Below are 24,107 nucleotides of genomic sequence, written 5' to 3' on the forward strand. Positions count from 1 at the left end.
AGGACGTTAAAAGTTGTACGTCCAATGGTAAAGATCGTTCCGCTCGATCTTTTGACTCAGCTCAATGAAAGGCTAACCACGCCGCAAAAAACTGTGGGAGGGGAGGGATTATTCCTCCAGCTCGTACATGTAAATCTTCTGGGCGTCCATCTGGTAACCGGCGTCGGCCAATTCGCTGGACGACGGCTTGACCTGCATCGCGCCTTCGATCCAGTACGGCTGGTACAGCTCATCGAGTTTCACGCCGACTTCGCTTTTCACGTGCACGATCTGGTTCGACGGCGGCGGCGGCACATGGATGCACGCGCCGAAATACGGCACCAGCAGGAACTCGGTGGTGCGGCCCTCTTCGCTCACCTCCAGCGGCACGATGTACCCCGGCAAACGAATGTGCCGGCCGTCGAGGCTCTGCACCACCGGCGCGTTGGGCAAGTCCTGTTTGGCGGCGGGCGCGGCCTCGACGGACAAGGCATCGGCCATGTTCGACAGGTCGTGCAGCGGTTTCATATTGGGCACTTCCGGTGGCGCATCCGGCGGGATCATTTCCTGCCAGGACAAATCCCGGGGCTGCTCCTCGGCCCAGGCAGGTACGGCCACCAGCAGCAACAGGGCAAACAGGGCACGATGCATGAAGACTCCTTAGTGGGTAGCTGCAAGCGGCAAGCTACAAGCTGCAAGTAAAAGCCGATTTGCTTGCAGCTTGCAGCTTGCAGCTTGCAGCTTGCAGCTTGCAGCTAAAAACCTGCAGCTGCAGTTCTACAGCCTAATCGACAGCCCATCGGCCAACGACTGGCGATAGGCACGCCATGCAGGCACGCTGCCCATCAACAGCGCCGCCGCCAGGATACCGGCGAGCAACGTCCATTCATATTCGCTCGGCCATGCCATCGGCAGGTCCAGCCCGTAGTTGGCCTGCAAATAACCGCGCGATGCGCCGATGCACAGGTACAGCAAACCAAGACCTGCCACCACGCCGGACAGCGCCAGCGCGAAGGCCTCGAAGATCAAAAGTGTTGCGATATGCCAAGGCCGTGCGCCCACCGAGCGCAGGATCGCCATCTCCCGGCGGCGTTCGTTGAGGCTGGTGAGAATCGCTGTGAGCATGCCGATCAAACCGGTCAGCACCACGAACAACGAGATCACGAACAAGGCTTTTTCGGCCGTGCCCATCATGCTCCACAGCTCTTGCAATGCCACGCCCGGCAGAATCGCCAGCATCGGTTCGCCACGGAATTCATTGATTTCCCGTTGCAGGGCGAAGGTGGAAATCTTGTTGTTCAAACCGAGCATGAACGCGGTGATGGCTTGCGGGGTCAGGTCCATATTGCGCGCCTGATCGGCGCTGATACGGCCTTTGCCCTGGGCCGGGACACCGTTGTGCCAGTCGATGTGGATCGCTTCCATGCCGCCGAGGCTGATATGCAGCGTGCGGTCCACCGGCGTGCCGGTACGTTTGAGGATGCCGACCACGGTGAAGGGCTTGTCATCGTGCTTGACCAGGCTGACCACCGCCACGCCGTGGGCCAGCACCAGCTTGTCGCCGAGCTTGTAGTGCAGGGCGTCGGCGACCTCGGCGCCAAGCACCACTTCGAACGGGTCGGTGGCAAAGGCGCGGCCGCTGGCCAGTTCGAGGTTCTGTTTGCGACCGTACTGGTAATGCTCGAAGTAGGACTCGTTGGTACCCATCACGCGGTAACCGCGATGGGAATCGCCCAGGGAAATCGGAATCGCCCATTTCACCTGGGGGTTGGCGGCGAAGTGCTCGTAGCTGTCCCAGCGGATGTTATTGGTGGCGTTGCCGATGCGAAACACCGAGTACAGCAGCAGGTTCACCGAGCCCGAGCGCGCCCCGACGATCAGGTCGGTGCCGCTGATGGTGCTGGCGAAGCTGTTGCGCGCTTCAACACGCACGCGCTCCACCGCCAGCAACAAGCAGACGGAAAGCGCGATGGCGAAGGCGGTGAGGATGGCGGTAAAGCGGCGGTTAGCCAGGCTGGCCATGGCCAGACGAAACAGATACATCTCAAACCTCTGCGGGCGTGGCGGCGCGATTGAGTTCGGCCAGCGACAGGTTGCGGTCGAACAGCGGGGCCAGGCTTTGGTCGTGGCTGACAAACAACAGGCTGGCACCCGCTTCGCGGCATTCGGCGAACAGCAGCTGGATGAATGCCTCGCGGGCGTCGTAGTCCAGAGCCGAGGTGGGCTCGTCGGCGATCACCAGTTCCGGCTGACCGATCAGCGCACGGGCGGCGGCCACCCGTTGTTGCTGGCCGATGGACAGCGAATCGGCGCGGCGCTCGAGCAAGTCCGGGTCGTTCAAACCCAGGTGCGCAAGCAAGGTCGCTGCGGCCTGGTCGACACTGCCGTGGCGCTGGGCCGCGCGCTGTGCCCGCAGTTTGGAGAAATGGCAAGGCAGCTCGACGTTTTCGCGCACCGACAAAAACGGCAGCAGGTTGAACTGCTGGAAGATGTAGCCGGTGTGGTCCACGCGAAAACGGTCACGGGCACCGGCAGACAGTTCGGTCAGCTCCTGGCCGAGCAGGCGGATACTGCCTCGGCTGGGTTTCTGCACGCCGCCAAGCAGCCCGAGCAAGGTGGTTTTGCCACTGCCGCTCGGGCCCTTGAAGAACAGGGTTTGCCCCGGCTCCAGGCGAAACGCGGGGATGTCCAGCAACTGGGGGTGACCGGGCCAGTTGAAGCCCAGGTCGGACAGTTCGATCAATGCGTCGGTCATGTCAACTCAGAACTTCAGGGTGGCTGCAGTGGCGGTCGCGTCAGCACCTTGCTGGCCGCTCGGGCCGATCAGTTGTACCTGAATTTTCCGGGTGGCGGGGAAGGTCTTGAACACTTGGCTCAGGTCCAGGTTGCTCAGTGCCTCTGGCTTGGCGCAGGTGAACTGGTAGTGGGCATGGATGTCGCTGTGGTCATGATGATGCTCATGGGCGGCAGCGCCTTTGCCGTCGGTGGCATGGTCATTGTCATCGCCATCATCGCCATTGTCGCCATTGTCGCCATCATGATCGGCCTCGGGCTTGTCGCCGAACAGCGGGCTGTTGAGTGCCTGCGCGCTGACGACGCAACCGGCGGCCTTGGGCACGTTGAACAGTGCCAGCGGACTTTCCAGCTGTTTGCGCGCGGCGGCGACTTTGGCTTTGTCGGCGGCACTGGTCGCGACATGTTCGAAACCCACCAGGTTCATCGCCGGGCTGTCCAGCTCAAGCTCCAGGCTCTGGCCGTCCAGCACTGCATTGAGACGGCCCACACCGTGTTCGTGAGCGCCGAGGCTGCCATGCTCATGGTCGTGATCTTCATGGGCATGAGCGACAGCCAGAGGCAGCAGGGCAAACGGCAAAGCAAGCAGCAGACGGCGCATGACAGGACTCCACAGATGAAAGTTTTGTTATGTGATCTTATAACAATAGTGCCGAGAGTTTGACCGTCCGCTTGGCGTTGCGCAAGCTGCATGGGAGCATGTCCGTCAGAAAAAATGCGGGAGTAAGGACGATGTTGCGAATTCGTGGAACCGTCGGCGACCTGCCGGTGGACTTGACCCTGGAACTGGACGACGGCGATTGGGCGCGACTGGGCGCACAATTGCAGGCCGCCCCGGTGCCGGCCGAGTCGACGGCGGTACCGGTCAGGCAAAGTGAGGATCTGTGGCAGAACGCCCAGGATCTGTTACGCAACGCCGGGCAGCTCAGCGGCCTGGAATTGCTCGATCAACTGGAAGGGTTGGCCGGCGATGCCGCCGCGGGCAAGCGCCTGCTGGTGCGCCTGCGCCACAGCGCCAAAGTGAAAGTGACCAGCGGCGCAGACACGCCGCTGTACACCTGGATCGACGCTTCGTAGGAGCGAGCTCGCTCGCGAAAAACGCATAGGCACCGCGTTCATTCAGGAAGCCCGCGTTATCGTTGACGGCCTTCGCGAGCAAGCTCGCTCCTACAGGGCAAGGGTTAGTACAGCGCGGCGAACAATTTGCGGCGGTACACCGTGACCAGTGGGTGATCGTTGCCCAGCAGTTCGAACACCTGCAGCAAGGTCTTGTGTGGCAAGCCTTCGCTGTAGCTGCGATTGCGGATAAACAGCTTGAGCAGGCCTTCCAGCGCGGCGTCGTATTGCTGGCGCGCCAGTTGTTGAATGCTCAACTGATAGGCCGCTTCGTCATCCTGCGGGTTCTGCGCCAGGCGGCTTTTCAGGTCGGCGGCGTCCGGCAGGTCGGCAGCCTGGCGCAGGAAGGTGATTTGCGCCTTGGCTCCGGCGAGAGCGGCCTTGTGGTCGTCGCCTTTTACGGCGTCCAGCACGGTTTGGGCTTCATCCAGTTCACCGCGCTCGGCCAGGCAACGCGCGTACAGGATCAGCGCGGCGGCGTTGGTGTTGTCTTCGCCCAGCAGCGCTACCAGCAGGGCTTCGGCATCGCTGATGCGGCCCTCGGCAAACAGCGCTTGTGCCTGCTCCAGTGGATCGGCCGCAGCCGGTGGCGGCATCTGCACATGGGGCTCGAGCATCGCCCGCACCGCCGACTCCGGCTGCGCCCCGGCAAACCCATCCACCGGCTGACCGTCCTTGAACAGCACCACCGTCGGCAGGCTCTGAATACCGAAACGCGCAACGATGTCCTGCTCGGCTTCGCAATCGACCTTGGCCAGCAGCAACTCACCGCGATAGCTCTCGGCAATCTGCGCCAGCATCGGCATCAGCGCCTTGCACGGCGCACACCACTCGGCCCAGAAGTCCACCAGCACAGGTTTTTCGAAAGAGTTCTGAATCACCGCCTGCTCGAAGTTGGCGGTGGTGACGTCGAAGATGTACGGCGTGGGCTCACTCATGAGGCGTCTCGAATAAAGCGGGAATGGGGGCAACTATAAGGGCTGGCGCGGTTGGCCGAAAGCATCGTGGACTCGAGACCGCTTTGGCAGACGAACCCGTTCGCCGATTTTGTACTGCATTCCCCTGTGGGAGCGGGCTTGCCCGTGATGGCCTTAAGGGCGCCGCGAATGGTACAGGCTCACCTTGCGAAACTCCCACGGCTCGGCCAGGTCCGGCAGGGTCAGCGCCTCGAGGATGTCCAGCCGCCGATAATCCGGATGCTGGAAATCGCGCACCCGCGAGTCCGCCACCAGCGCTTCGCGGCCACGGGTCAGGAACTGATCCAGCAGCGGCAGGTTGGCGCGATCGTAAAGCACGTCGGCCACCAGAATCAGGTCGAAACGATCAGCCTCTGCAAAGAAATCGGTTGAATAACTCAGTGCCACCTCATTGAGCTCGGCATTCGCCCGGCAAGCCGCCAGCGCCAGCGGATCAAGGTCGCACGCCACCACCTCCAATGCCCCGGCCTTGGCGGCCGCAATCGCGGCCACGCCGGAGCCGGCGCCGAAATCCAGCACGCGCTTGCCCGCCACCCATTCGGGGTTCGCCGCCAGATAGCGCGCCAGTGCCAGGCCGCTGGCCCAGCAGAAGCTCCAGTAGGGCGGCTCATGCAGGATGCGCCGGGTTTCTTCCTGGCTGAAGGCACGGTCCATGTTGTCGGCGTCGAGCAACCACAACGACAGCTCGGTGCCCGGCAGCGGGCAGGGCAACAAGTGTGCGTCGCCGATCAGTTCACTCAGGGCGCGTTGCAGGTGCAGCGGTGGCGTCATGGCGCCTTGACGAGTTGCAGGGGGCCGGTGGTCTGGGTGATCGCCTGGGTGATGCGCACGGCGGGCAGGTGCAGGATCAACTGGCCGGACTGGCTGGCGCGACCGCGCAATTCAACCCGTGCACCGGCCGGGAACGCTTCGGGGTTGAAGCGCAGGCGAAAGGCCAGGGGCTTGCCATTGCCGGTCAGCACGCTGCTGGCGAGCAACTGCTGCGGGCGCGAGCGCTCGTCGATCACCAGCAGCGCCAACTCGACTTCGGCGCCGGCCGGCACGTTGGTCAGGTTGCCGCTGATTTCACGCTGGTAGGCGGGCAGGGGGCCGAGGTCTTCGATGCCGGGGACTTTTTTCTCTTGTGCGGGTGTTGGCTGAGGCGCGGCCGGCTTGGGGGCTTCGCTGCTGCAGGCGACCAGAAAACTGAACAGGGCGAGGAGAGCAAGTGGTCGTAACTGCATGTACGGCTCCAGAGAGGGCAAAATCCGTGGCTTAAAAAATAGAAACATATAAGCCTGCCTATATACCGTAAAGGCTATGGCTTGTCTTGCGACGGGGATGCGCTACCATGGCCCTCCCTTTATTTGTTGCCTGCCAACCATGCACTGTCCCTTCTGCGGTGCCAACGACACCAAGGTCATTGACTCGCGTCTGGTCGCCGAGGGCGATCAAGTGCGTCGCCGGCGCGAATGCCTGGCCTCTGGCTGCGGTGAACGTTTCACCACCTTCGAAACCGCCGAACTGGTATTGCCACGTCTGATCAAGTCCGACGGCAGCCGCCAGCCTTTCGACGAAGACAAACTGCGCGCCGGTATGCAGCGCGCCCTGGAAAAACGCCCGGTGAGTGTCGAGCGGCTGGAGGCGGCGCTGGCGCATATCAAGCACAAGCTGCGCGCGACCGGCGAGCGCGAGGTCAAGAGCCTGGTGGTGGGAGAGCTGGTGATGGGCGAGCTGCAAAAGCTCGACGAAGTCGCCTATATCCGTTTCGCCTCGGTGTATCGACGCTTCCAGGACCTCAATGAGTTCCGCGAAGAGATCGACCGCCTGGCCCGTGAGCCCTCCAAACAATGACCTCTGAACAGGCAATTCTCGACGCCCATTACATGGCCCGCGCCCTCGAATTGGCGCGCAAGGGCCTGTACACCACTCACCCCAACCCACGGGTGGGCTGCGTGATTGTGCGTGACGGGCAGATTGTCGGCGAAGGCTGGCATGAGCGCACCGGCGAGCCCCATGCCGAACCCAACGCCTTGCGCGCCGCCGGTGACAAGGCCCGTGGCGCGACGGTCTACGTCACCCTCGAGCCCTGCAGCCACCATGGCCGTACGCCGCCGTGCGCCGATGCGCTGGTGACAGCCGGTGTGGCGCGTGTGGTGGCAGGCATGCAGGACCCCAACCCGGAAGTGGCCGGGCGCGGCATGCAGCGCTTGGCCCAGGCCGGCATCGAGGTTCGCAGCGGCGTACTGGAAGCTCAAGCGCGTGCGCTGAACCCAGGCTTTCTCAAGCGGATGGAACACGGCCTGCCGTTTGTGCGGGTCAAGTTGGCGATGAGCCTGGACGGGCGCACCGCGATGGCCAGCGGCGAAAGCCAATGGATCACCGGCCCCGCCGCGCGTGCCGCCGTGCAGCGCCTGCGCGCCGAAGCGAGCGTGGTGCTGACCGGTGCCGATACGGTGCTGGCCGACGGTGCCCGCCTGACGGTGCGCGCCGCCGAGCTGGGCCTGGATGCAGAGACCACCGCCCTGGCCATGTCGCGCCCGCCGCTGCGTGTGTTGATCGACGGCCGTCTGCGGGTGCCGCTCGATGCGCCGTTCTTCAAGGCGGGCCCGGCGTTGGTCATCACGTGCGTGACCGCGGAAAACCAGTTCCCCCGGGGCCCCGAGTGCCTGGTGGTACCGGGTGTGGAGGGCCAGGTCGACCTGCGTTCGGCACTGGTGGCGCTTGCCAACCGTGGCGTCAACGAAGTGCTGGTGGAAGCCGGCCCGAGCCTGGCGGGCGCGTTTGCCCAGCAAGGGCTGGTCGACGAGTACGTGATTTTTGTCGCCGGCAAGTTCCTCGGCTCCGCTGCCCGGCCTTTGCTGGACTGGCCGCTTGAGAAGCTGGCCGATGCTCCCCAACTCAAGATCACTGACATGCGCGCTGTGGGCGACGACTGGCGAGTCACCGCCGTCCCGCTTGCGCCAGCGTGCGTATAATTCCCGGCCTGCGCTTGAGCGTCAGCCCCCCGCTTTCAGGAGAACGACATGTTCACCGGTATTATCGAGTCCATCGGCAGCATCCGTGCAATGACCCCCAAAGGCGGCGACATTCGCCTGCTGGTTGAAACCGGCAAGCTCGACCTGGGCGACGTCAAGCTGGGCGACAGCATCGCCGTCAGCGGTGTGTGCCTGACCGTCGTCGAGCTGCCGGGTAATGGCTTTGCCGCCGATGTCAGCCGCGAGACCCTGGACTGCACTGCAATGAGCGATCTTGCGGCCGGCAGCCCGGTCAACCTGGAAAAAGCCCTGACGCCGACCACGCGCCTGGGCGGCCACCTGGTCAGCGGCCATGTCGACGGCGTTGGCGAAGTGGTGGCCCGTAGCGAAAACGCACGCGCGGTGGAATTTCGTATCCGTGCGCCGAAAGAGCTGGCCAAGTACATCGCCCATAAAGGCTCGATCACCGTCGACGGCACCAGCCTGACCGTGAACGCCGTCAATGGCGCCGAATTCGAACTGACCATCATTCCCCACACCCTCAGCGAAACCATCATGGCCTCCTACCAGCCAGGCCGGCGGGTGAACCTGGAAGTGGACTTGCTTGCCCGTTACCTGGAGCGCCTGTTGATGGGCGAAAAGGCCGCAGAGCCTGCATCAGGCAACATCACCGAAAGTTTTCTGGCCGCTAACGGCTACCTGAAATCCTGACCAAGGGGGTGCCGCGTGGCGCTCAATAGCATCGAAGAACTGGTTGAAGACATCCGCCAAGGCAAGATGGTCATCCTGATGGATGACGAAGATCGCGAGAATGAAGGCGACATCATCATGGCCGCCGAGGCGTGCAAGCCCGAGCACATCAACTTCATGGCCAAGCACGCCCGTGGGCTGATCTGCATGCCCATGAGCCGTGAACGCTGCGAATTGCTCAAGCTGCCGCTGATGGCGCCGCGCAATGGCTCGGGGTTTGGTACCAAGTTCACCGTATCGATTGAAGCCACCACCGGCGTCACCACCGGCATTTCCGCCGCTGACCGCGCCCGCACCGTGCAGGCCGCCGCTGCGAAAGACGCCAAGGCTGAAGACATCGTCAGCCCGGGCCACATCTTCCCTTTGATGGCCCAGCCGGGCGGCACCCTGGCGCGTGCCGGTCACACCGAAGCCGCGTGCGATCTGGCGCGCATGGCCGGGTTCGAGCCCAGCGGAGTGATCTGCGAGGTGATGAACGACGACGGCACCATGGCCCGTCGCAGTGAGCTCGAAGCCTTTGCCGCCGAACACAACCTCAAGATCGGCACCATTGCCGACCTGATCCACTACCGCATGATCCACGAACGTACCGTTCAGCGGATTGCCGAGCAGCCGCTGGACAGCGAACTGGGCCAATTCAATCTGGTGACCTACCGTGATTCGGTGGAAGGCGATGTGCACATGGCCCTGACCCTGGGCACCATCTGCGCCGAAGAGCCGACCCTGGTGCGCGTGCACAACATGGACCCGCTACGCGACCTGTTGATGGTCAAGCAACCCGGGCGCTGGAGCCTGCGCGCGGCCATGGCCGCGGTTTCCGAGGCGGGCAGTGGCGTGGTGCTGTTGCTTGGCCACCCGCTGGATGGTGATGTACTGCTGGCGCATATCCGTGAAACAGCCGACCACGTGCCGGTGAAAAAACCGACCACCTACAGCATCGTCGGTGCCGGTTCGCAGATCCTGCGCGACCTCGGTGTACGCAAAATGCGCCTGATGAGCGCACCGATGAAATTTAATGCGATATCCGGATTCGACCTGGAAGTTGTAGAATACGTGCCCTCCGAATAAAGGCTGGCGATTTTTGCCCCTTGTTCGCGGTTAAATCATCACTGAGGGACGCACTTTTCGCGTCCCGGCTCTTTAAGAGATTTGTCGAATGACCCTGAAGACCATCGAAGGTACCTTCATCGCCCCCAAAGGCCGCTATGCCCTGGTGGTTGGCCGCTTCAACAGCTTCGTGGTTGAAAGCCTGGTAAGCGGTGCCGTTGACGCCCTGGTTCGCCACGGTGTGAGCGAGAGCGACATCACCCTTATCCGTGCCCCTGGCGCCTTCGAAATTCCACTGGTTGCGCAAAAAGTTGCCCAGCAGGGTGAATACGCGGCAATCATCGCCCTGGGCGCGGTCATTCGTGGCGGTACCCCGCACTTCGAATACGTGGCCGGCGAATGCACCAAGGGCCTGGCCCAGGTGTCCATGGAGTTTGGCGTGCCCGTCGCTTTCGGCGTGCTGACCGTTGATTCCATCGAGCAAGCCATCGAACGTTCCGGCACCAAGGCCGGTAACAAAGGCGCTGAAGCTGCCCTGTCCGCCCTGGAAATGGTCAGCCTGCTGTCGCAGTTGGAGGCCAAGTGATTTCCGACGAGAGCGATCGTTTCAACCCGCGCGACGAGCGTCCAGCCGACGCCGGCAAGCCTTCGAAAAACGAAAAGCGTCGTGCGGCGCGCCAGCTGGCGACCCAGGCGCTGTACCAGCGCCACATGGCCGGCACTGCGCTGAACGAAATCGAAGCGCAATTTCGCGTCGATAACGATTTCACCTTCGCCGACCAGAGCTACTTCCACGACATCCTGCACGGTGTGCCGGCCAACCTGGATGAGATCGACAAGGCTTTGGCACCCTGCCTGGACCTGACCCTCGAGGAGCTGGACCCGGTTGAACTGGCCGTTCTGCGCCTGTCCACCTGGGAACTGCTCAAGCGCGTCGACGTACCGTATCGCGTGGTGATCAACGAAGGCATCGAACTGGCGAAAGTCTACGGTTCGACCGACGGCCACAAGTTCGTCAATGGCGTGCTCGACAAGCTGGCCCCGCGCCTGCGTGAAGCCGAAGTGAAGGAACACAAGCGCTAAGTCGCGCTTGAGTCCTCGATGGGTGAGTTCGAGCTGATCCGCAACTATTTCGCCGCCGCGCCCTGCGCGCAAGGCGGCGAAGGCATTGCCCTGGGGATCGGCGACGACTGCGCCTTGCTGGCGCTCCCCGCCGGGGAGCAACTGGCAGTCTCCACTGACACGTTAGTGGCCGGCGTACATTTTGCCGACCCGTGTGACCCGTTCCTGCTCGGCCAGCGCTCGCTGGCCGTGGCGGTGAGCGACCTGGCCGCCATGGGCGCCCACCCCCTCGCGTTTACCCTTGCCCTGACCACGCCGGCCGTCGAAGCCGACTGGTTGCAACGCTATGCCCAAGGTTTGAACGCCATGGCACTACGCTGCGGCGTGGGCCTGGTGGGCGGCGATACCACGCGCGGGCCGCTGAGCCTGACCTTGACCGTATTCGGTCGCGTGCCGGCCGGGCTGGCCTTGACACGCGGCGGTGCACGACCAGGTGATTTGCTGTGTGTCGGTGGCGAATTGGGCAACGCGGCCGGTGCCTTGCCGCTGGTATTGGGCCAGCGCAGCGCGCAAGCGGCCATCGCCGAACCGCTGCTCGCCCACTACTGGTCACCGCAACCGCAGCTGGCCTTGGGGCTGGCGCTGCGGGGTAAAGCGACTTCGGCCATGGATATCTCCGACGGGCTGCTGGCCGATTGCGGGCATATCGCCAGGGCATCGGCTGTCAGCCTGTTGATCGAACGCGACACCTTGCCGTTGTCTGCGGCGTTGCTGGCGTTTGTCGATCGCGACGAGGCTCACGTAGCCGCATTGAGTGGCGGCGATGACTATGTGCTGCTGTTCACCTTGCCGCCGGCCGAACTGGCATCGTTGCGGGCCGGCGGCTGGCCGGTTCATGTGATCGGTCGGGTCGAAGCGGGGCAGGGCGTGACACTGCTCGACGCGCATGGCCAAGACATTACACCGGTCGTGCGCGGCTATCAGCATTTTCGCGAGCTGCCGTAGCTGGCGTCCTGCGCTAACCTTCATATGAATATCTCCACGTAGGAAGCCCCTCACAATGAGTGTGCGCCGCTGGCTGCCGATCATGCTGTGTGTCTTTTCCACTGTGCTTCAGGCGCACGAAGCCCCAGTGCCCGGCAAGATCATATTGGCCAGCGAAGAGTGGAGCGACTACACAAACAATGATGGCAGCGGCCTGGCCTGGGACGTGTTACGTCGGGTTTTCGAACCGGCCGGCGTCGCCCTGCAAATCCGCAGCGCACCCTATACCCGCTCGGTCGGCTTGGCCCAGCGCGGCGAGGTTGACGGTTGGGTCGGTTCCTACCGCGACGAAGCTGAGCACGTGCTTTATCCGCGCTGGCACTTTGACTCCGATCATATCTACGCCCTTGGCCTGGTAACGATACCCGCGCCGAGCCTGGCGACGCTCGGCGATTACCGCCTGGCCTGGGTGCGTGGCTACAAATACGAGAAATACCTGCCGAACGTGCGTCGCTTCAACCAGGTCCAGCGCCGCGACGGTATCCTCTCGATGCTGCAGCATGGCCATGCAGACTTCTACATCGAGTCGCGCACCGAAGCCGAGTATGTGCTCAGTCAGGCCGCTGATCCGTCGCGGTTCACACTCACCCACCTCGCGCAATTGCCGCTCTACATAGGCTTTGCCGATAACGAACGTGGGCAGATACTGAGGACCTTGTATGACCAGCGCATGGGCGTGCTGGTGAAAACCGGCGAGTTGAAACCGATTTTTCAACGCTGGAAGCAGCCGTATCCGTTCTGACCTGCATAGAACCAAGCCGAAGGCCAATCGAACGCATTGATCTTTATCAGCGATAATTCAGCTTAAGCGTGTGTAGGAACAGGCTGTTACAATGCCTGCCTCTGTGAAATCTGAAATCAGGAGCACACGGTGCCCGTCGTTTTCGTCGCCGCTTCCAAGCTGCCTACCCCCTTTGCCACATTCACCATGCATGGCTTTCTCGAAGAGGCCACCGGGCGCGAGCACGTTGTGCTCAGCCTGGGCGATATCGCTGATGGTGCAGCGGTGCTGGGCCGCGTGCATTCCGAATGCCTGACCGGCGACGCGCTGTTCAGCCAGCGTTGCGACTGCGGTTCGCAATTGGAAGCCGCGTTGCAGGCTATCGCCCGTGAGGGCCGTGGCGTGCTGCTGTACTTGCGTCAGGAAGGCCGTGGCATCGGCCTGCTGAACAAGATCCGCGCCTATGAATTGCAAGATGGCGGTGCCGACACCGTGGAGGCCAACGAGCGCCTGGGCTTTGCCGCCGACCAGCGTGACTACGCCATCTGCCTGCCGATGCTCGAGCATCTGGGCGTGAAGTCGCTGCGCCTGATGACCAACAACCCGCGCAAGGTCAAAGCCTTGACCGAAATGGGCATCACGGTGGCCGAGCGCGTGCCGCTGCATACCGGGCACAACCCGCATAACAAACTGTACCTGGCCACCAAAGCCAGCAAGCTCGACCACATGATGGGCAACGAGCATCAGGGCGAGGTCGACCGCGCGTGACCCGCGGCCAGGTGAAACGGCGACTGTCCTTCAACTGGTGGCAGTACCTGGCCCTGGCATTGCTCCCATTGTTTGTGATCAACCTGGTGTTCGGCCGTGCCGGGCCCTTGCTTCCCGTACTGGCCATGCCGTTGTTTATCGCCGGCGTGGCCTCGATGTTTCTCAGCCTGCGTTATTTTCATGGCTATAAACACGCGCTGATCGCCACGTCCAAAGCCCTCGATACTGCCGAAGAGCCCGCCGCCTGGATCACCCTTGCGGCGCGCCGACGCACGGCCTTGCTGGTGGCTGCGCTACCGGCCTGGATCGGCGCGTTGGCGGTGTTCGTCGGCCTGGAAGCGGTGCCGCTGTTCTTGCTGGCGCTGTCGACGACGGTGCTGTTTTACCTCTATCGCATTCCGCGTCAGCTGGGATGAGACGCCACTGGCTGGCGCTGCTGCTGGTGTTCAGCACTCAGGTCTGGGCGGTCGAGCGCGTTGTCAGTCTAGCGCCGTCGCTCTCTGAAATCGTGGTCGAATTGGGTGCCGCTGGCTTAGTGGTCGGTATGCTCGATGGCGGCGACCGTCCGGCGGCGCTGGTTAACGTGCCGTCGGTGGGGCGTTACGGCCAGTTGGACATGGAGCGTCTGCTCAGCCTCAAGCCCGACCTGATCCTGCTGTGGCCCGGCAGCGTCGGCCCGGCCCAGCGCGAGCAGTTGCAGCGCCTGAATATCCCGGTGTACGTTGCCGAACCCCATAACCTCGAACAATTGACCCGCCAGGTCCAGTCCATTGCCGAGCAATTGGGCCGAGCCGACGCCGGCCTGGGGTTGGCCGACCAACTGCGCCGGCGCCTCGCCGAACTGCGCCAGCGCTATCAGCGCGCCGAGCCGTTGCGCGTGTTTTACCAGGTCTGGAACCAGCCGCTGTACACCGTGGGCGGTGAGCAGATCATCAGTGATGCGTTGAAAGTGTGCGGGGCGCGTAATGTGTTCGACGACCTCAAGCTGCCAGCGCCGCAGGTCAGTATCGAGTCAGTGTTGCAGCGTGATCCGCAACTGATCCTGGTAGGCGATCAGGCGCAGCGCGAGGCCTGGAAGGTCTGGCCGACCCTGTTCGAGCGCGTTCGGTTGGTACCGGACAAGGGCCTGGAGCGGCCCAGTGGGCAGATGCTGGAAGCGGTGGCGCGGTTGTGTCAGGTGATTGCGCTGAACCTCTGACATCGCTATCGCAGGCAAGCCAGCTCCCACAGGGGAATGCATGTCAAATGTGGGAGCTGGCTTGCCTGCGATGACGCCGGTTCAGACAACTCAAATCTCGGGTGTCCAGGTCACCCCGAGCATCCACGTCCGGCCTGCTTCGCGATAATTCTGATACCCCTCGAGGTAGCTGTACTTCGCCCGCGCATAAGACGTGTCCAGCACGTTATCGACCTTCAGCGACACCGAAACTTCGCGGTTCAACGCCCAACGGCTGCGCAGCCCCAGCAACGCATACCCGCCCAGACGATTACGATTGGCTTCGTCATCGTAACTGCTGCTGATCGCCTGCCAGCTCGCGCCCACACCGACCTTATCGAACTGCCGATCCAGGTCCAGGTTCAACGTGCGCCGTGCGCGACGCGCCAGGGTATGGCCGCTGTCGCGGTCACGCGGGTCGATCAGCGACACGCCCAGGTTGCCTTGCCAGCCAAACAACTCTTGTTTGAGCGCCGCTTCAACACCATTGATTCGCGCCGACGCTACGTTCTGCGGCTTGCCTGCGTCGAGGATGATCGCATCGCTCAGGTCGGTGCGGTACAGCGAGGCTTCCAGGCGCGTGCTCTGCGCCAGTTGGCTGCGCCATTGCACCTCGTAGCTTTTTGACGTCTCAGGCTGCAGGTTGGGGTTGCTGTACTGCGTGTCGGGGTAATAGAGATCGTTGAAGGTTGGCGCGCGCAAGCCTTCGCTGTAGCTGAACAACACGTCATTGTCACGGTTGATCGGCACTGTCAGGGTGCCGCTCCAGCTGTTCTGACCGCCGAACTGCTGGTTCTGGTCGCGGCGCAGGCCCAGTTCGGTGGAAAACCATTGAGCATGAAAGCGATGCTGCACGAAAGCGGCACGGTTCCAGCGACTGTCTTCGGTAAACGCGGTGGAACCGTGGAAGCGGTCTTCGTACCAGTCGCCACCGACGATCAGGCTGTTGCGCTCGTTCAGCGTCAGGTCGTTCTGCCAGTTGACCGAATCGCGGTAGGTGTTGAACACGCTGAAATCATCGCTGAGGGTATCGCGCTTGGTGTCACGGTTTTCGCTGTGGCCCACCTCCAGGCGCGACTGCCAGGCTTCGCTGAGGGTGGCGGCGACATAGCCGCTGGCGCTGCTGACGGTGTAATCGGTGTAGGGTTTCTGGCCGAAGCTTTGCCCGGTAGCGAAGTCGTAGCGCCCGAAGCTGTTGTCGTACTCCGACTTGCCGCGGTTATCCAAGAGGTTGAAGCCCAGCTCCAGCGCATCGCTGAACGAGTGGCTGAGGTTCAGGCTCAGGGACTGATTGCGGTAGGCGTCGTGGTCGCCGTCGCTGGGAAACGACTGATGGGTCGAGTTGATGCCGGCCGTTTCATCCAGGCTGGCGCCCAGGTTGAAGCGCGTCTGTTCATCGCCGCCCGACAGGCCCAGGCTGCGCTCCCAGGTCTGATTGCTGCCAACGCCCAGTTTCAAGCGCGGTTGCAAGCCTTGCTCGGCGTTGCGCCGGGTAAACACCTGGATCACCCCGCCAATCGCATCGCTGCCGTAAATCACCGAACGTGAGCCGCGCAGCACTTCCACACGCTCGATCTGGTCGACGTTGAGGTATTGCAGGCCGCTGTCGCCCGAGGTGGTATTGGCGATCCGCTGGCCGTCCACCAGCACCAGACTCTGCGCAGATTTTGTACCGCGAATGTAGATGCCCGGCAGACTGCCACGGCCACCGGTGGGCGCCACTTGCACGCCGGGCACGCGGCTGAGCAGGTCGGTGACGCTGCCGGGCTGCAGGCGGTCGATATCGGCGCGGGTGAATACGGTGTTGGCGGCGCTGCTGTCGTTACGCGCCTGTACCTGGCGGTTGGCGCTGATGAGCACGTCGGAGAGCTTCAAGGCCTGGTCGCGGGTGTCGGCGAGCAGGTTCGAGGCAGGCAGAAGCAGCAGTGCAACGTACAGGCGTTTCATGGGCTGTCCATAGCGTTTCAAGGTTGCACAGATCAAATGTGGAAGGGGGCTTGCCCCCGATTGCAGTGGTTCAGTCACAATAGCTACAACTGATACACCGCTATCGGGGGCAATCCCCCTCCCACACTTGGATCCGGTTACGGATTCAAGAGCGCCAAACGCTGGCGCACCGACGCTTCGATGCCGGCTTCATCCAACCCGCATTCAGCCAGCATCTGCGCTGGCTTGGCGTGTTCGACGTAGACATCCGGCAAGCCCAGGTGCAGCACCGACTTGAGAATATTCTCCCGTGCCAGGAACTCACTGACCGCCGCACCGGCGCCGCCCATGATGGCGTTTTCTTCAACCGTTACCAGCAGCTCGTGACTACCGGCAATCTCGCGCACCAGGGCTTCATCCAGTGGTTTGACGAACCGCATGTCGACCACGGTGGCATCGATTTTCTCAGCGACTTTAAGGGCCTCGGCCAGTTGCACGCCGAACACCAGGAAGGCCGCCTTGCTGCCCTGGCGACGCACGATACCCTTGCCGATTTCAATCGCCTCCAGGTCTTTGTCGATCACCGCATTCGGGCCATTGCCGCGCGGATAGCGCACGGCGGCGGGGCCGTTGTACAGGTGGCCGGTGCTGAGCATCTTGCGCAATTCGTTCTCGTCGCTCGGCGTCATCACCAGCATGCCGGGGATGCAGCGCAGGTAGGACAGGTCGAAACTGCCGGCGTGGGTCGGGCCGTCTTCGCCGACGAGACCGGCGCGGTCGATGGCGAACAATACGTCGAGGTTCTGCACCGCCACGTCATGCACCAATTGGTCATAACCGCGCTGCAGGAAGGTGGAGTAAATCGCGACCACCGGTTTGGCGCCTTCACAGGCCATGCCGGCGGCGAAGGTCACCGCGTGCTGCTCGGCAATCGCCACGTCGAAATAGCGCAGCGGGAAACGCTCGCTGAAGGCCACCAGATCGGAGCCTTCCTTCATCGCCGGGGTAATGCCTACCAGGCGCGGGTCGGCGGCGGCCATGTCGCACAGCCATTCGCCAAACACGCCGGAATACTTCGGGCCGCTGGCCTTTTTCGGCGCTGCGGCGGGAGCGTCCAGGGGTTCGAGCTTGGTGATCGCGTGGTAACCGATCGGGTCGACTTCCGCCGGAGCGAAGCCTTTGCCTTTCTTGGTGACGATATGCAGGAACTGCGGGCCCTTGAGGTCACGCATATTGCGCAGCGTGGCGATCAGGGTGGGCAGGTCATGGCCGTCGATAGGGCCGATGTAATTCCAGCCCAATTCTTCGAACAAGGTGCCGGGCACCAGCATGCCCTTGGCATATTCTTCGGTGCGACGGGCAATTTCCCACGCACCGGGCAGACGCGACAGCACTTTCTTGCTGCCTTCGCGCATGCTGGCGTAGGTGCGGCTGGAGAGAATTTTCGCCAGGTAGTTGGACAAGCCACCGACATTGCGCGAAATCGACATGTCGTTGTCGTTGAGGATCACCAACATGTTGGCATCCACTTCCGGCGCATGGTTCAGCGCTTCGAAGGCCATGCCCGCAGTCAGCGCGCCATCACCGATCACCGCGATCGCCTTGCGCTCACTGCCTTGCAGGCGGGCCGCAATCGCCATGCCCAGCGCTGCACTGATGGACGTGCTGGAATGGCCGACGCCAAAGGTGTCGTACTCGCTTTCCGAGCGCCGTGGGAAGGCGGCGACACCGTCCTTCTGGCGCAGGCTGGCCATGCGCTCGCGACGGCCGGTAAGGATTTTATGCGGATACGCCTGGTGGCCCACGTCCCACACCAGCCGGTCGTCCGGGGTGTCGAATACGTAGTGCAGGGCGATGGTCAGCTCGATCACGCCCAGCCCGGCACCGAAATGCCCACCGGTCTGGCCGACCGTGTAGAGCAATTCCAGGCGCAGTTCATCGGCCAGGGTTTCCAGCTCGGCTTCACCCAGTCGACGCAGGCCGTCCGGCGTGGCAGCACGGTCGAGCAAAGGCGTGGACGGGCGCTTGCGGGGAATCTCTAGGAACGTCGTGGGCATCAGGCGAATCGTTATAGGTATAGAAGAGGCGGCAGTTTACCTCAAGCATTGCAAACTGCCCACGCAGAGGGGCGAACTTGGCCAATTTGCGGCGCTTATGGCCGCACGAGTCAGTGGCGACGTTCGACGATATACCGCGCCAGATCACGCAACGGCTCAGCTGCCGCGTCGAAAGGTCGCAGGGCGTCCAGGGCTTGATCGCGCAGTTCCAGGGCGTAGGCCTTGGCGGGCGCAAGCCCGAGCAGCGCAGGATAGGTCGGCTTGTCCCGTGCGATATCGGCGCCCTGGCGTTTGCCCAGGGTCGCGGTGTCGCTTTCCACGTCGAGGATATCGTCCTGCACCTGGAAGGCCAGGCCGATCGCCCGTGAATAGGTTTGCAGCGCCGCCAATTGCCCCGCTTCAGCCCGGCCACTGGCCAGGGCGCCCAGTTGCACGGCGGCTTCGATCAGCGCGCCGGTCTTGTGACGATGCATGTGTTCCAGGGCTTGTTGATCCAGCTTGAGGCTGACCGAACCCATATCGATCGCCTGCCCGCCGACCATCCCGGCCGGGCCTGCGGCCAGGGCCAGGGCGGTGACCATGCGCAGGCGGATCTCGGCGTTGACGCTGCTCAGCGCCGGGTCCAGCAATGCGCTGAACGCCAGGCTCTGCAGGCCATCACCGGCCAGGATCGCATAGGCTTCATCAAAGGCTTTATGAGTGGTCGGCTGGCCGCGACGCAGATCGTCATCGTCCATCGCCGGCAGATCGTCATGTACCAGGGAATAGGCGTGAATCAGTTCTACCGCACAGGCCGCGCCATTGGCCTGTTCGGCCGGCGCCCCCAGCGCTTCACACGCGGCGTACGCCAGCAACGGGCGCACACGCTTGCCGCCATTCATCACGCTGTAGCGCATGGCGGCGTAAAGCCGCTTCATTTCCGGGCTCGGCGCAACAAACAAGGGCTCCAGCGCCGCATTTACCCGGGCTTGGCTACTGGCCTGATACGCATCGATCATTCGGGTTGTTCCGCATCGAAAGGTTCTTCGGCCAACTCCCCGTCGCGCTCAAGCAACACCTGCACTTTTTGCTCAGCCTGCGCCAACGCGCTCTGGCAGTCACGCGTCAGGCCGATGCCTTGCTCAAACGCCGTCAACGAGTCTTCCAGCGACAACTCGCCGTTCTCCAGACGCTCGACCAGGGTTTGCAGGTCGGCGAGGGATTGTTCGAAATCGAGTGCAACTTTTTTGCGGGCCATGGCGGCAATTCCGGTAGACGGTAAACCGGCGCGACACTAGCAGACATGGGGGATTGGGGCAAATGAGTGGGGGCTTACTCGCCCGCAGCATTAATCTGATAACGCGTACTGCGACCGCCTCCGGGCAGACGGATCAGGCAGTTTTTTTCCAGCAGGTCAGCCAGGTGCCGCGTGGCCGTTGCCTTGGATACCTTGGCCACCGCCTGGTACTGCGCGGCGCTGATGCCCTGTTCGAAACCCCTTTCACCGCCGTCGAGCAGGCGGTTGAGCACCTTGGTCTGTTCGACAGACAAAGCAGCGCTGCGGTGATGGTCCCAGAATCGCGTCTTGCTCAACACACGATCTATCCGCGTCATTGCCTGGTGCAGGCTGCGCAACAACGTTCTCAGAAACCACTCGAGCCAATCCGTGATATCGAGCGTGGCCTTTTGGCTGGACTCCAATGCGTTGTAATAGCCCTGGCGGTCCTCAAGGATACTGGCTGACATCGCATAAAAGCGTATCGCGTGATGGTCGCCCTGGGCCAAGGCCAAGTCAGTGATGGCGCGTGTCAGGCGACCATTGCCGTCATCGAACGGGTGAAGCGTGATAAACCAGAAATGCGCAACGCCGGCACGTATGAAGGGGTCCAGTTCAGGTTGACTGCGGCTCAGTTCGAACCACTCAAGAAAGTCATCGAGCGCCTGCTTCAGTCCCGCGCGTGGCGGCGCCTCAAAATGCACGGTAGGGCGGTCAAGACGGCCCGATACCACCTGCATCTGCTCATCCCCCCGCAGCTCCCCGACATTCATCGCGCGCGTGGAAACGCTCGCTTGCGAAGTTGGAAACAGCAAATGGTGCCAATGCATCAGACGCGAATAGGTGAACGGTTTGGCGAATTGCTCGGTGGCATCCATCATCAGATCAGCGAGGCCTTCGCTACGGCGGCTTACCTGACCGGCTTTCGTGGCCTCCAGGCCTAACCGTCGCGCCAGGGAGGACCGCACCGAGCCGACATTCAGTTGCTCGCCTTCAATAGCGGAGGAGGTCAGGATGTTTTGCAGCAGCGCGTCCAGTTCGTTCTGCGCACTGGCTGCCTGACCAGCGGAGCCGAGCATGCCCAGGAGTTTGCCCTGCGAGTGGCTGCATTCGCGCAGCAAAGCAGCCAAGCGTCCGGGCTGCCAGTGGAAATGGGGCCAGTCGAGGTGTTGCCAGATCCAGCGGGGGTGATCCATGGAAGGAGTACCTAGGTACTGAGTCGAATGTAGGGGTTATTCGGCTCATATGGTGAGCCGATTGTGCTGGTCATTCGGCTCACTGTCGAGTGGGCAAGCCGATGATTGGATGTTTGAGTGTCTAAAATTTTTTAGATATTAGTTGGGTAAAGATGAATGGCGGTAGCTCTGACATCAACGAAGCCGAGCTCGTGCGGCATTGGCTGGTCTAGCTCTACGAGGATTACTGAATCCCCTATCTTTAGTACTGCACAGCCGTCTGCATCGTTAATAAGCTCGCCCGTTATTATCTGTATGCCATCGTTTACCGTGATTTTTGGCGTTGTATCAGAAGAAAGATCAATATTTTCCTTCCAGGAAAATACTTCATCCAATTCTAATTCCACATCCAAAACATCACCGATGTTGGGTTTGGTGCCATGCCAGAAAGCTCTGCCATTTCCAAAAAGCGAGCTGAACTCCACACATAAAGTGTCTTGGACGGAAAAAACGTCAGTCGTTCGTATTTTCATTTCACTTCTTCGTTAATGGGACCCGTACGACAGTATTGTCTATATTCATCGTGTTGGTCTTCAGTTCAAGTGTCCATGTTTCCTCATGATAATGATGCTTGCTTGGCTTGCTGTTCATTTCATGAGCGCCGTAACGGATGCTTCTTTTTGCATCGCTGGAAACAATTCTGTCTTTATCAGGTTTGCCTGTTCGTGGGTTGGTATTCGTATGAGGGGGAGGTCCCAAAAACTCTTCCCATTTATGAACGGTTTCTTCCGGATTTACAGGTTTACTGGCATAGGTCTCCTTGTGGTAGCCCATATCAGGTCGCGCATTTGGGCTCTTAGGTGTGGGTGTGCTGTATTCATTAGCCTGCGGCAGTGCCTCTGGACCTTCACGACTACTCTGCTGGCACTTGTTTTCACCTGGACAATTGTTCAGACCTAGAGGGTCTACCCAGCCTGTAGGGTTGGGCACGTACTGGTACCCATTGATCCCACCCGCCAGCTTCACCGGATCGGGCGTCAGGTAACGACCGATATTCGGGTGGTAGTAGCGATGCCGGTTGTAGTGCAGACCACTTTCCTGGTCGTAGTACTGGCCTTGGAAACGTAGAGGGTTGTCGATTTTGCCGACGTCGAGGCGGCTGATTTCGCCGTAGGCGCGGTGGTGCGCGGACCAGACGATTTCACCGTCGGGCGTGGTGAGTTCCTGCGGTGTACCGAGGTGGTCGAGTTGGTAGTGGTAGGGCTTGGTCTCTTCTGGGCCGAAGCCTTCCAACAGTGCCAGCGGGCGGAAGCTGTCGGGTTCGTAGAGATAGCTGCGATGGCGATCGGCATGGTGTTCGGCGATCAGCTTTTCGCCTTGCCAGAAGAACTCCGTGGTTTTCTCTTCGATGGTTTTGCTGATGCGCCGACCAAACGGGTCATAGCGATAGCTCGCGGTTTGGCCGTTGGGCTTGGTGACGCCGATCAGCCGGTGCTGGCAGTCGTAGCGGTACTCGGTGACGAGTGAATGACCTTTGCCACGCCGTTCGCGGATCAGGTTGCCGAAGGCGTCATAGTCGTAATGGTGATCGCCTTGGATCATCAACCGATTACCCGCCACGATGTCCGGGCCCGGCCCGTCTTGCATGAGTAAATTACCGGCGGGGTCGTGGCCGAAACGCTCCTGCACATCCTGCGAGTGATCGGCGCGGGTCAGGCGCTGGAGCGGGTCGTAGCGGTAACGGTGTTCGCCTTTGCGGGTGTCGATCAGGCGGGCGAGGTTGCCGGCTTTGTCGTAGTCGTATTGGCGTTGGTAAAGGTGGTTTCCTTGCTGGGTAACGGCGTGGGCGTGCAGGCGGTTTTGGTCGTCGTAGTGGTAGTGGCTGAGCAGTTGGCCTTGTTCGCGTTGGTGTTCGCGACCGGCGTGGAACAGGTGGGAGGTCAGCAGCGAACCATTGAGTTCGACGGTGGCCAGGTGACCGCCTTTGTCGTGGTTGAAGGTGAGGCGGTTGTTGTCGGGCAGGCGTAAATGCTGGAGTTGCCCGCAGGCGTCGTAGCCGTAGCGCAAGGTGCCCCAGCCCTGGTGTTCGGCGGTCAGGCGGTTTTGTTTGTCGTACTCGTAGGCCAGCGCCCAGTGACCGTCTTCGACGCTGAGGAGGTTGCCCCGGCGGTCGTAGGTGTAGGCGACCGTGTTGCCATCGGGCAGCGTTTTTCTTACGAGACGACCGGCATAGTCGCGCTCGTAGCGGGTAACAAGCTGACTACCGTCGTCGCCATGTTCGGTCTTTTCCAGCAGGTTGCCGTTGAGGTCGTAGGCGTAGGCGGTGCGTTGGCCGTCGAAGCCGGTTTCCTGTCGGATCAGGCCGTTGGGGTGGTAGTCCAGTTGATAGGTTTCGCCGACTTCGTTTTCGATTTCAGTCAGCAAAAGGCGGGCGTTGTCGTAGCGGTACTTGACCTGGGTACCATCGGCGTTGATGCGGCGGCTGATGAGGTGCAGGCCGTCGGCGTATTCGTAGCGGGTGAGGTGGCCGAGTTCATCGCGTTCGGCGATGATTTTTCCGTAGGGGTTGTAGCTGAATTCCCGATAGGTACCGTCGGATTGGGTCAGTTTCAGCAGGCGTCCTACAGCGTCCCATTGATACTGAGTCAGCGCGCCATGCTCATCCTCCCGCGCAACCTGTCGGCCCAGATCGTCATAGCGATAACGCTTGATGCTTCCATTGGGCAGCTGTTCTTCAACAAGCTGCCCGCGTTCATTCCACACCAACCGATGACAACTGTGGTCGGGATACCAGACCCCCGTCAGTTGTCCCCTCTTGTCGTAGCTGTAATCCGTCGCGTTGCCCTCTGGATCAATCCTGCGGATGACATCGCCTTGCTCATTACGCTCGTATTTCCAGACCGCCTCACCACGCCGCACGACCCGTATGAAGCCGTTGTCATGCTCGTAGGATGTCGGCTCATCCTCCCCTGGAAACAGCGCCACCAAGCGTCCGGCTTCGTCGTACTGATACGCCGTCACCGCGCCCAGCGGGTCCTGCTCGACGGTCAGTCGGCCCTTGTCGTCATAGGATTTGAAATGCCGGGCGCCGTCCGGATCGATGCGTTGCACCAGTCGCGCCCGGTCATCGTGGACATACACTTCGTGGCTGCCATCGACGTTGTGCACGTTGACGCTGCCGTCATCGCCCCATGCATAGCGCGTGTCCATCTGCGCAAAACTGGCCCAGTGCCGGACACAGCGCGCGTCTTTACCAGAGCTTTC

Annotated in this window: 26 protein-coding genes; 12 read left to right on the forward strand and 14 right to left on the reverse strand. The window is 61.8% G+C overall.

Annotation, left to right across the window (positions count from 1 at the left end):
* Window positions 1–108: 108 nt before the first annotated feature.
* The 4 genes from PspCFBP13528_RS24575 to PspCFBP13528_RS24590 all read right to left on the reverse strand — a co-directional run bounded on the left by PspCFBP13528_RS24575 (window position 109) and on the right by PspCFBP13528_RS24590 (window position 3,373).
* Window positions 109–630, reverse strand: coding sequence for a DUF3299 domain-containing protein (locus PspCFBP13528_RS24575; RefSeq protein WP_137201703.1), 522 nt, complete (start codon window positions 628–630; stop codon window positions 109–111).
* Window positions 631–756: 126 nt separating this feature from the next.
* Complete coding sequence (locus tag PspCFBP13528_RS24580) at window positions 757–2,022, reverse strand: ABC transporter permease (protein WP_065888397.1); 1,266 nt, start codon at window positions 2,020–2,022, stop codon at window positions 757–759.
* A 1-nt stretch (window position 2,023) separates the two neighbouring features.
* Complete coding sequence (locus PspCFBP13528_RS24585; protein ID WP_137201704.1) at window positions 2,024–2,734, reverse strand: ABC transporter ATP-binding protein; 711 nt, start codon at window positions 2,732–2,734, stop codon at window positions 2,024–2,026.
* A gap of 6 nt (window positions 2,735–2,740) precedes the next feature.
* A complete protein-coding gene (locus PspCFBP13528_RS24590; protein ID WP_137201705.1) occupies window positions 2,741–3,373 on the reverse strand; it encodes a DUF2796 domain-containing protein in 633 nt (210 codons plus the stop codon).
* Between the two features lie 131 nt (window positions 3,374–3,504).
* Between PspCFBP13528_RS24590 and PspCFBP13528_RS24595 the strand changes: the two genes are divergently transcribed.
* The gene (locus PspCFBP13528_RS24595; protein WP_137201706.1) at window positions 3,505–3,849 is read left to right on the forward strand and encodes a hypothetical protein; all 345 of its coding nucleotides are present in this window, start codon (window positions 3,505–3,507) and stop codon (window positions 3,847–3,849) included.
* Window positions 3,850–3,953: 104 nt separating this feature from the next.
* Here the strand turns inward: PspCFBP13528_RS24595 and trxA are convergent, their stop codons facing one another.
* The 3 genes from trxA to PspCFBP13528_RS24610 form a co-directional block, all read right to left on the reverse strand.
* The gene (gene trxA / locus PspCFBP13528_RS24600) at window positions 3,954–4,826 is read right to left on the reverse strand and encodes a thioredoxin (RefSeq protein ID WP_065949073.1); all 873 of its coding nucleotides are present in this window, start codon (window positions 4,824–4,826) and stop codon (window positions 3,954–3,956) included.
* Window positions 4,827–4,979: 153 nt separating this feature from the next.
* A complete protein-coding gene (locus tag PspCFBP13528_RS24605; protein ID WP_137201707.1) occupies window positions 4,980–5,636 on the reverse strand; it encodes a 50S ribosomal protein L11 methyltransferase in 657 nt (218 codons plus the stop codon).
* Window positions 5,633–6,088, reverse strand: coding sequence for a YbaY family lipoprotein (locus PspCFBP13528_RS24610; protein WP_065949071.1), 456 nt, complete (start codon window positions 6,086–6,088; stop codon window positions 5,633–5,635). Before PspCFBP13528_RS24610 ends, PspCFBP13528_RS24605 begins: the two co-directional genes overlap by 4 nt.
* A 139-nt stretch (window positions 6,089–6,227) precedes the next feature.
* Between PspCFBP13528_RS24610 and nrdR the strand changes: the two genes are divergently transcribed.
* The 11 genes from nrdR to PspCFBP13528_RS24665 all read left to right on the forward strand — a co-directional run bounded on the left by nrdR (window position 6,228) and on the right by PspCFBP13528_RS24665 (window position 14,412).
* Complete coding sequence (gene nrdR, locus PspCFBP13528_RS24615; protein ID WP_057010308.1) at window positions 6,228–6,698, forward strand: transcriptional regulator NrdR; 471 nt, start codon at window positions 6,228–6,230, stop codon at window positions 6,696–6,698.
* A complete protein-coding gene (gene ribD / locus PspCFBP13528_RS24620) occupies window positions 6,695–7,822 on the forward strand; it encodes a bifunctional diaminohydroxyphosphoribosylaminopyrimidine deaminase/5-amino-6-(5-phosphoribosylamino)uracil reductase RibD (RefSeq protein ID WP_065949070.1) in 1,128 nt (375 codons plus the stop codon). Before nrdR ends, ribD begins: the two co-directional genes overlap by 4 nt.
* A gap of 48 nt (window positions 7,823–7,870) precedes the next feature.
* Complete coding sequence (locus PspCFBP13528_RS24625) at window positions 7,871–8,533, forward strand: riboflavin synthase (RefSeq protein ID WP_065949069.1); 663 nt, start codon at window positions 7,871–7,873, stop codon at window positions 8,531–8,533.
* A 15-nt stretch (window positions 8,534–8,548) separates the two neighbouring features.
* A complete protein-coding gene (gene ribBA / locus PspCFBP13528_RS24630; RefSeq protein ID WP_065949068.1) occupies window positions 8,549–9,640 on the forward strand; it encodes a bifunctional 3,4-dihydroxy-2-butanone-4-phosphate synthase/GTP cyclohydrolase II in 1,092 nt (363 codons plus the stop codon).
* Between the two features lie 88 nt (window positions 9,641–9,728).
* Complete coding sequence (ribE, locus tag PspCFBP13528_RS24635; protein ID WP_003194576.1) at window positions 9,729–10,205, forward strand: 6,7-dimethyl-8-ribityllumazine synthase; 477 nt, start codon at window positions 9,729–9,731, stop codon at window positions 10,203–10,205.
* Window positions 10,202–10,702, forward strand: a complete 501-nt coding sequence (gene nusB, locus PspCFBP13528_RS24640) for a transcription antitermination factor NusB (protein WP_065949067.1) — start codon at window positions 10,202–10,204, stop codon at window positions 10,700–10,702. The genes ribE and nusB overlap by 4 nt, the downstream gene beginning before the upstream one ends.
* A gap of 18 nt (window positions 10,703–10,720) precedes the next feature.
* A complete protein-coding gene (gene thiL / locus PspCFBP13528_RS24645) occupies window positions 10,721–11,686 on the forward strand; it encodes a thiamine-phosphate kinase (RefSeq protein ID WP_065949066.1) in 966 nt (321 codons plus the stop codon).
* Between the two features lie 55 nt (window positions 11,687–11,741).
* The gene (locus PspCFBP13528_RS24650) at window positions 11,742–12,467 is read left to right on the forward strand and encodes a transporter substrate-binding domain-containing protein (protein WP_137201708.1); all 726 of its coding nucleotides are present in this window, start codon (window positions 11,742–11,744) and stop codon (window positions 12,465–12,467) included.
* Between the two features lie 129 nt (window positions 12,468–12,596).
* Complete coding sequence (gene ribA, locus PspCFBP13528_RS24655; RefSeq protein ID WP_137201709.1) at window positions 12,597–13,214, forward strand: GTP cyclohydrolase II; 618 nt, start codon at window positions 12,597–12,599, stop codon at window positions 13,212–13,214.
* Complete coding sequence (locus PspCFBP13528_RS24660) at window positions 13,211–13,630, forward strand: nuclear fragile X mental retardation-interacting protein 1 (protein WP_137201710.1); 420 nt, start codon at window positions 13,211–13,213, stop codon at window positions 13,628–13,630. Before ribA ends, PspCFBP13528_RS24660 begins: the two co-directional genes overlap by 4 nt.
* On the forward strand, window positions 13,627–14,412 hold the full coding sequence (locus PspCFBP13528_RS24665; protein ID WP_137201711.1) for a cobalamin-binding protein: 786 nt from the start codon (window positions 13,627–13,629) through the stop codon (window positions 14,410–14,412). The genes PspCFBP13528_RS24660 and PspCFBP13528_RS24665 overlap by 4 nt, the downstream gene beginning before the upstream one ends.
* A 90-nt stretch (window positions 14,413–14,502) precedes the next feature.
* Here PspCFBP13528_RS24665 and PspCFBP13528_RS24670 read toward each other — a convergent pair whose 3' ends face one another.
* From PspCFBP13528_RS24670 to PspCFBP13528_RS24700, 7 genes are all read right to left on the reverse strand, one after another.
* Window positions 14,503–16,377: a TonB-dependent receptor gene (locus PspCFBP13528_RS24670; protein WP_137201712.1), complete on the reverse strand. Its 1,875-nt coding sequence runs from the start codon at window positions 16,375–16,377 to the stop codon at window positions 14,503–14,505.
* A 137-nt stretch (window positions 16,378–16,514) separates the two neighbouring features.
* Complete coding sequence (dxs, locus tag PspCFBP13528_RS24675) at window positions 16,515–18,413, reverse strand: 1-deoxy-D-xylulose-5-phosphate synthase (protein ID WP_137201713.1); 1,899 nt, start codon at window positions 18,411–18,413, stop codon at window positions 16,515–16,517.
* A 110-nt stretch (window positions 18,414–18,523) separates the two neighbouring features.
* Window positions 18,524–19,411 carry a farnesyl diphosphate synthase gene (locus tag PspCFBP13528_RS24680; RefSeq protein ID WP_137201714.1) on the reverse strand — a complete coding sequence of 296 codons (888 nt, stop codon included), beginning with the start codon at window positions 19,409–19,411 and terminating at the stop codon, window positions 18,524–18,526.
* On the reverse strand, window positions 19,408–19,650 hold the full coding sequence (locus PspCFBP13528_RS24685) for an exodeoxyribonuclease VII small subunit (protein ID WP_003176346.1): 243 nt from the start codon (window positions 19,648–19,650) through the stop codon (window positions 19,408–19,410). Before PspCFBP13528_RS24685 ends, PspCFBP13528_RS24680 begins: the two co-directional genes overlap by 4 nt.
* 74 nt (window positions 19,651–19,724) lie before the next feature.
* A complete protein-coding gene (locus PspCFBP13528_RS24690; RefSeq protein WP_137201715.1) occupies window positions 19,725–20,864 on the reverse strand; it encodes a Fic family protein in 1,140 nt (379 codons plus the stop codon).
* A 131-nt stretch (window positions 20,865–20,995) separates the two neighbouring features.
* The gene (locus PspCFBP13528_RS24695; protein ID WP_137201716.1) at window positions 20,996–21,376 is read right to left on the reverse strand and encodes a hypothetical protein; all 381 of its coding nucleotides are present in this window, start codon (window positions 21,374–21,376) and stop codon (window positions 20,996–20,998) included.
* A 1-nt stretch (window position 21,377) separates the two neighbouring features.
* Window positions 21,378–24,107: RHS repeat domain-containing protein (locus PspCFBP13528_RS24700; RefSeq protein ID WP_137201717.1), on the reverse strand; the 2,730-nt coding region annotated here is incomplete at its 5' end.

It is taken from the genome of Pseudomonas sp. CFBP13528 (assembly GCF_005233615.1).
GTDB lineage: Bacteria > Pseudomonadota > Gammaproteobacteria > Pseudomonadales > Pseudomonadaceae > Aquipseudomonas > Aquipseudomonas fluorescens_AM.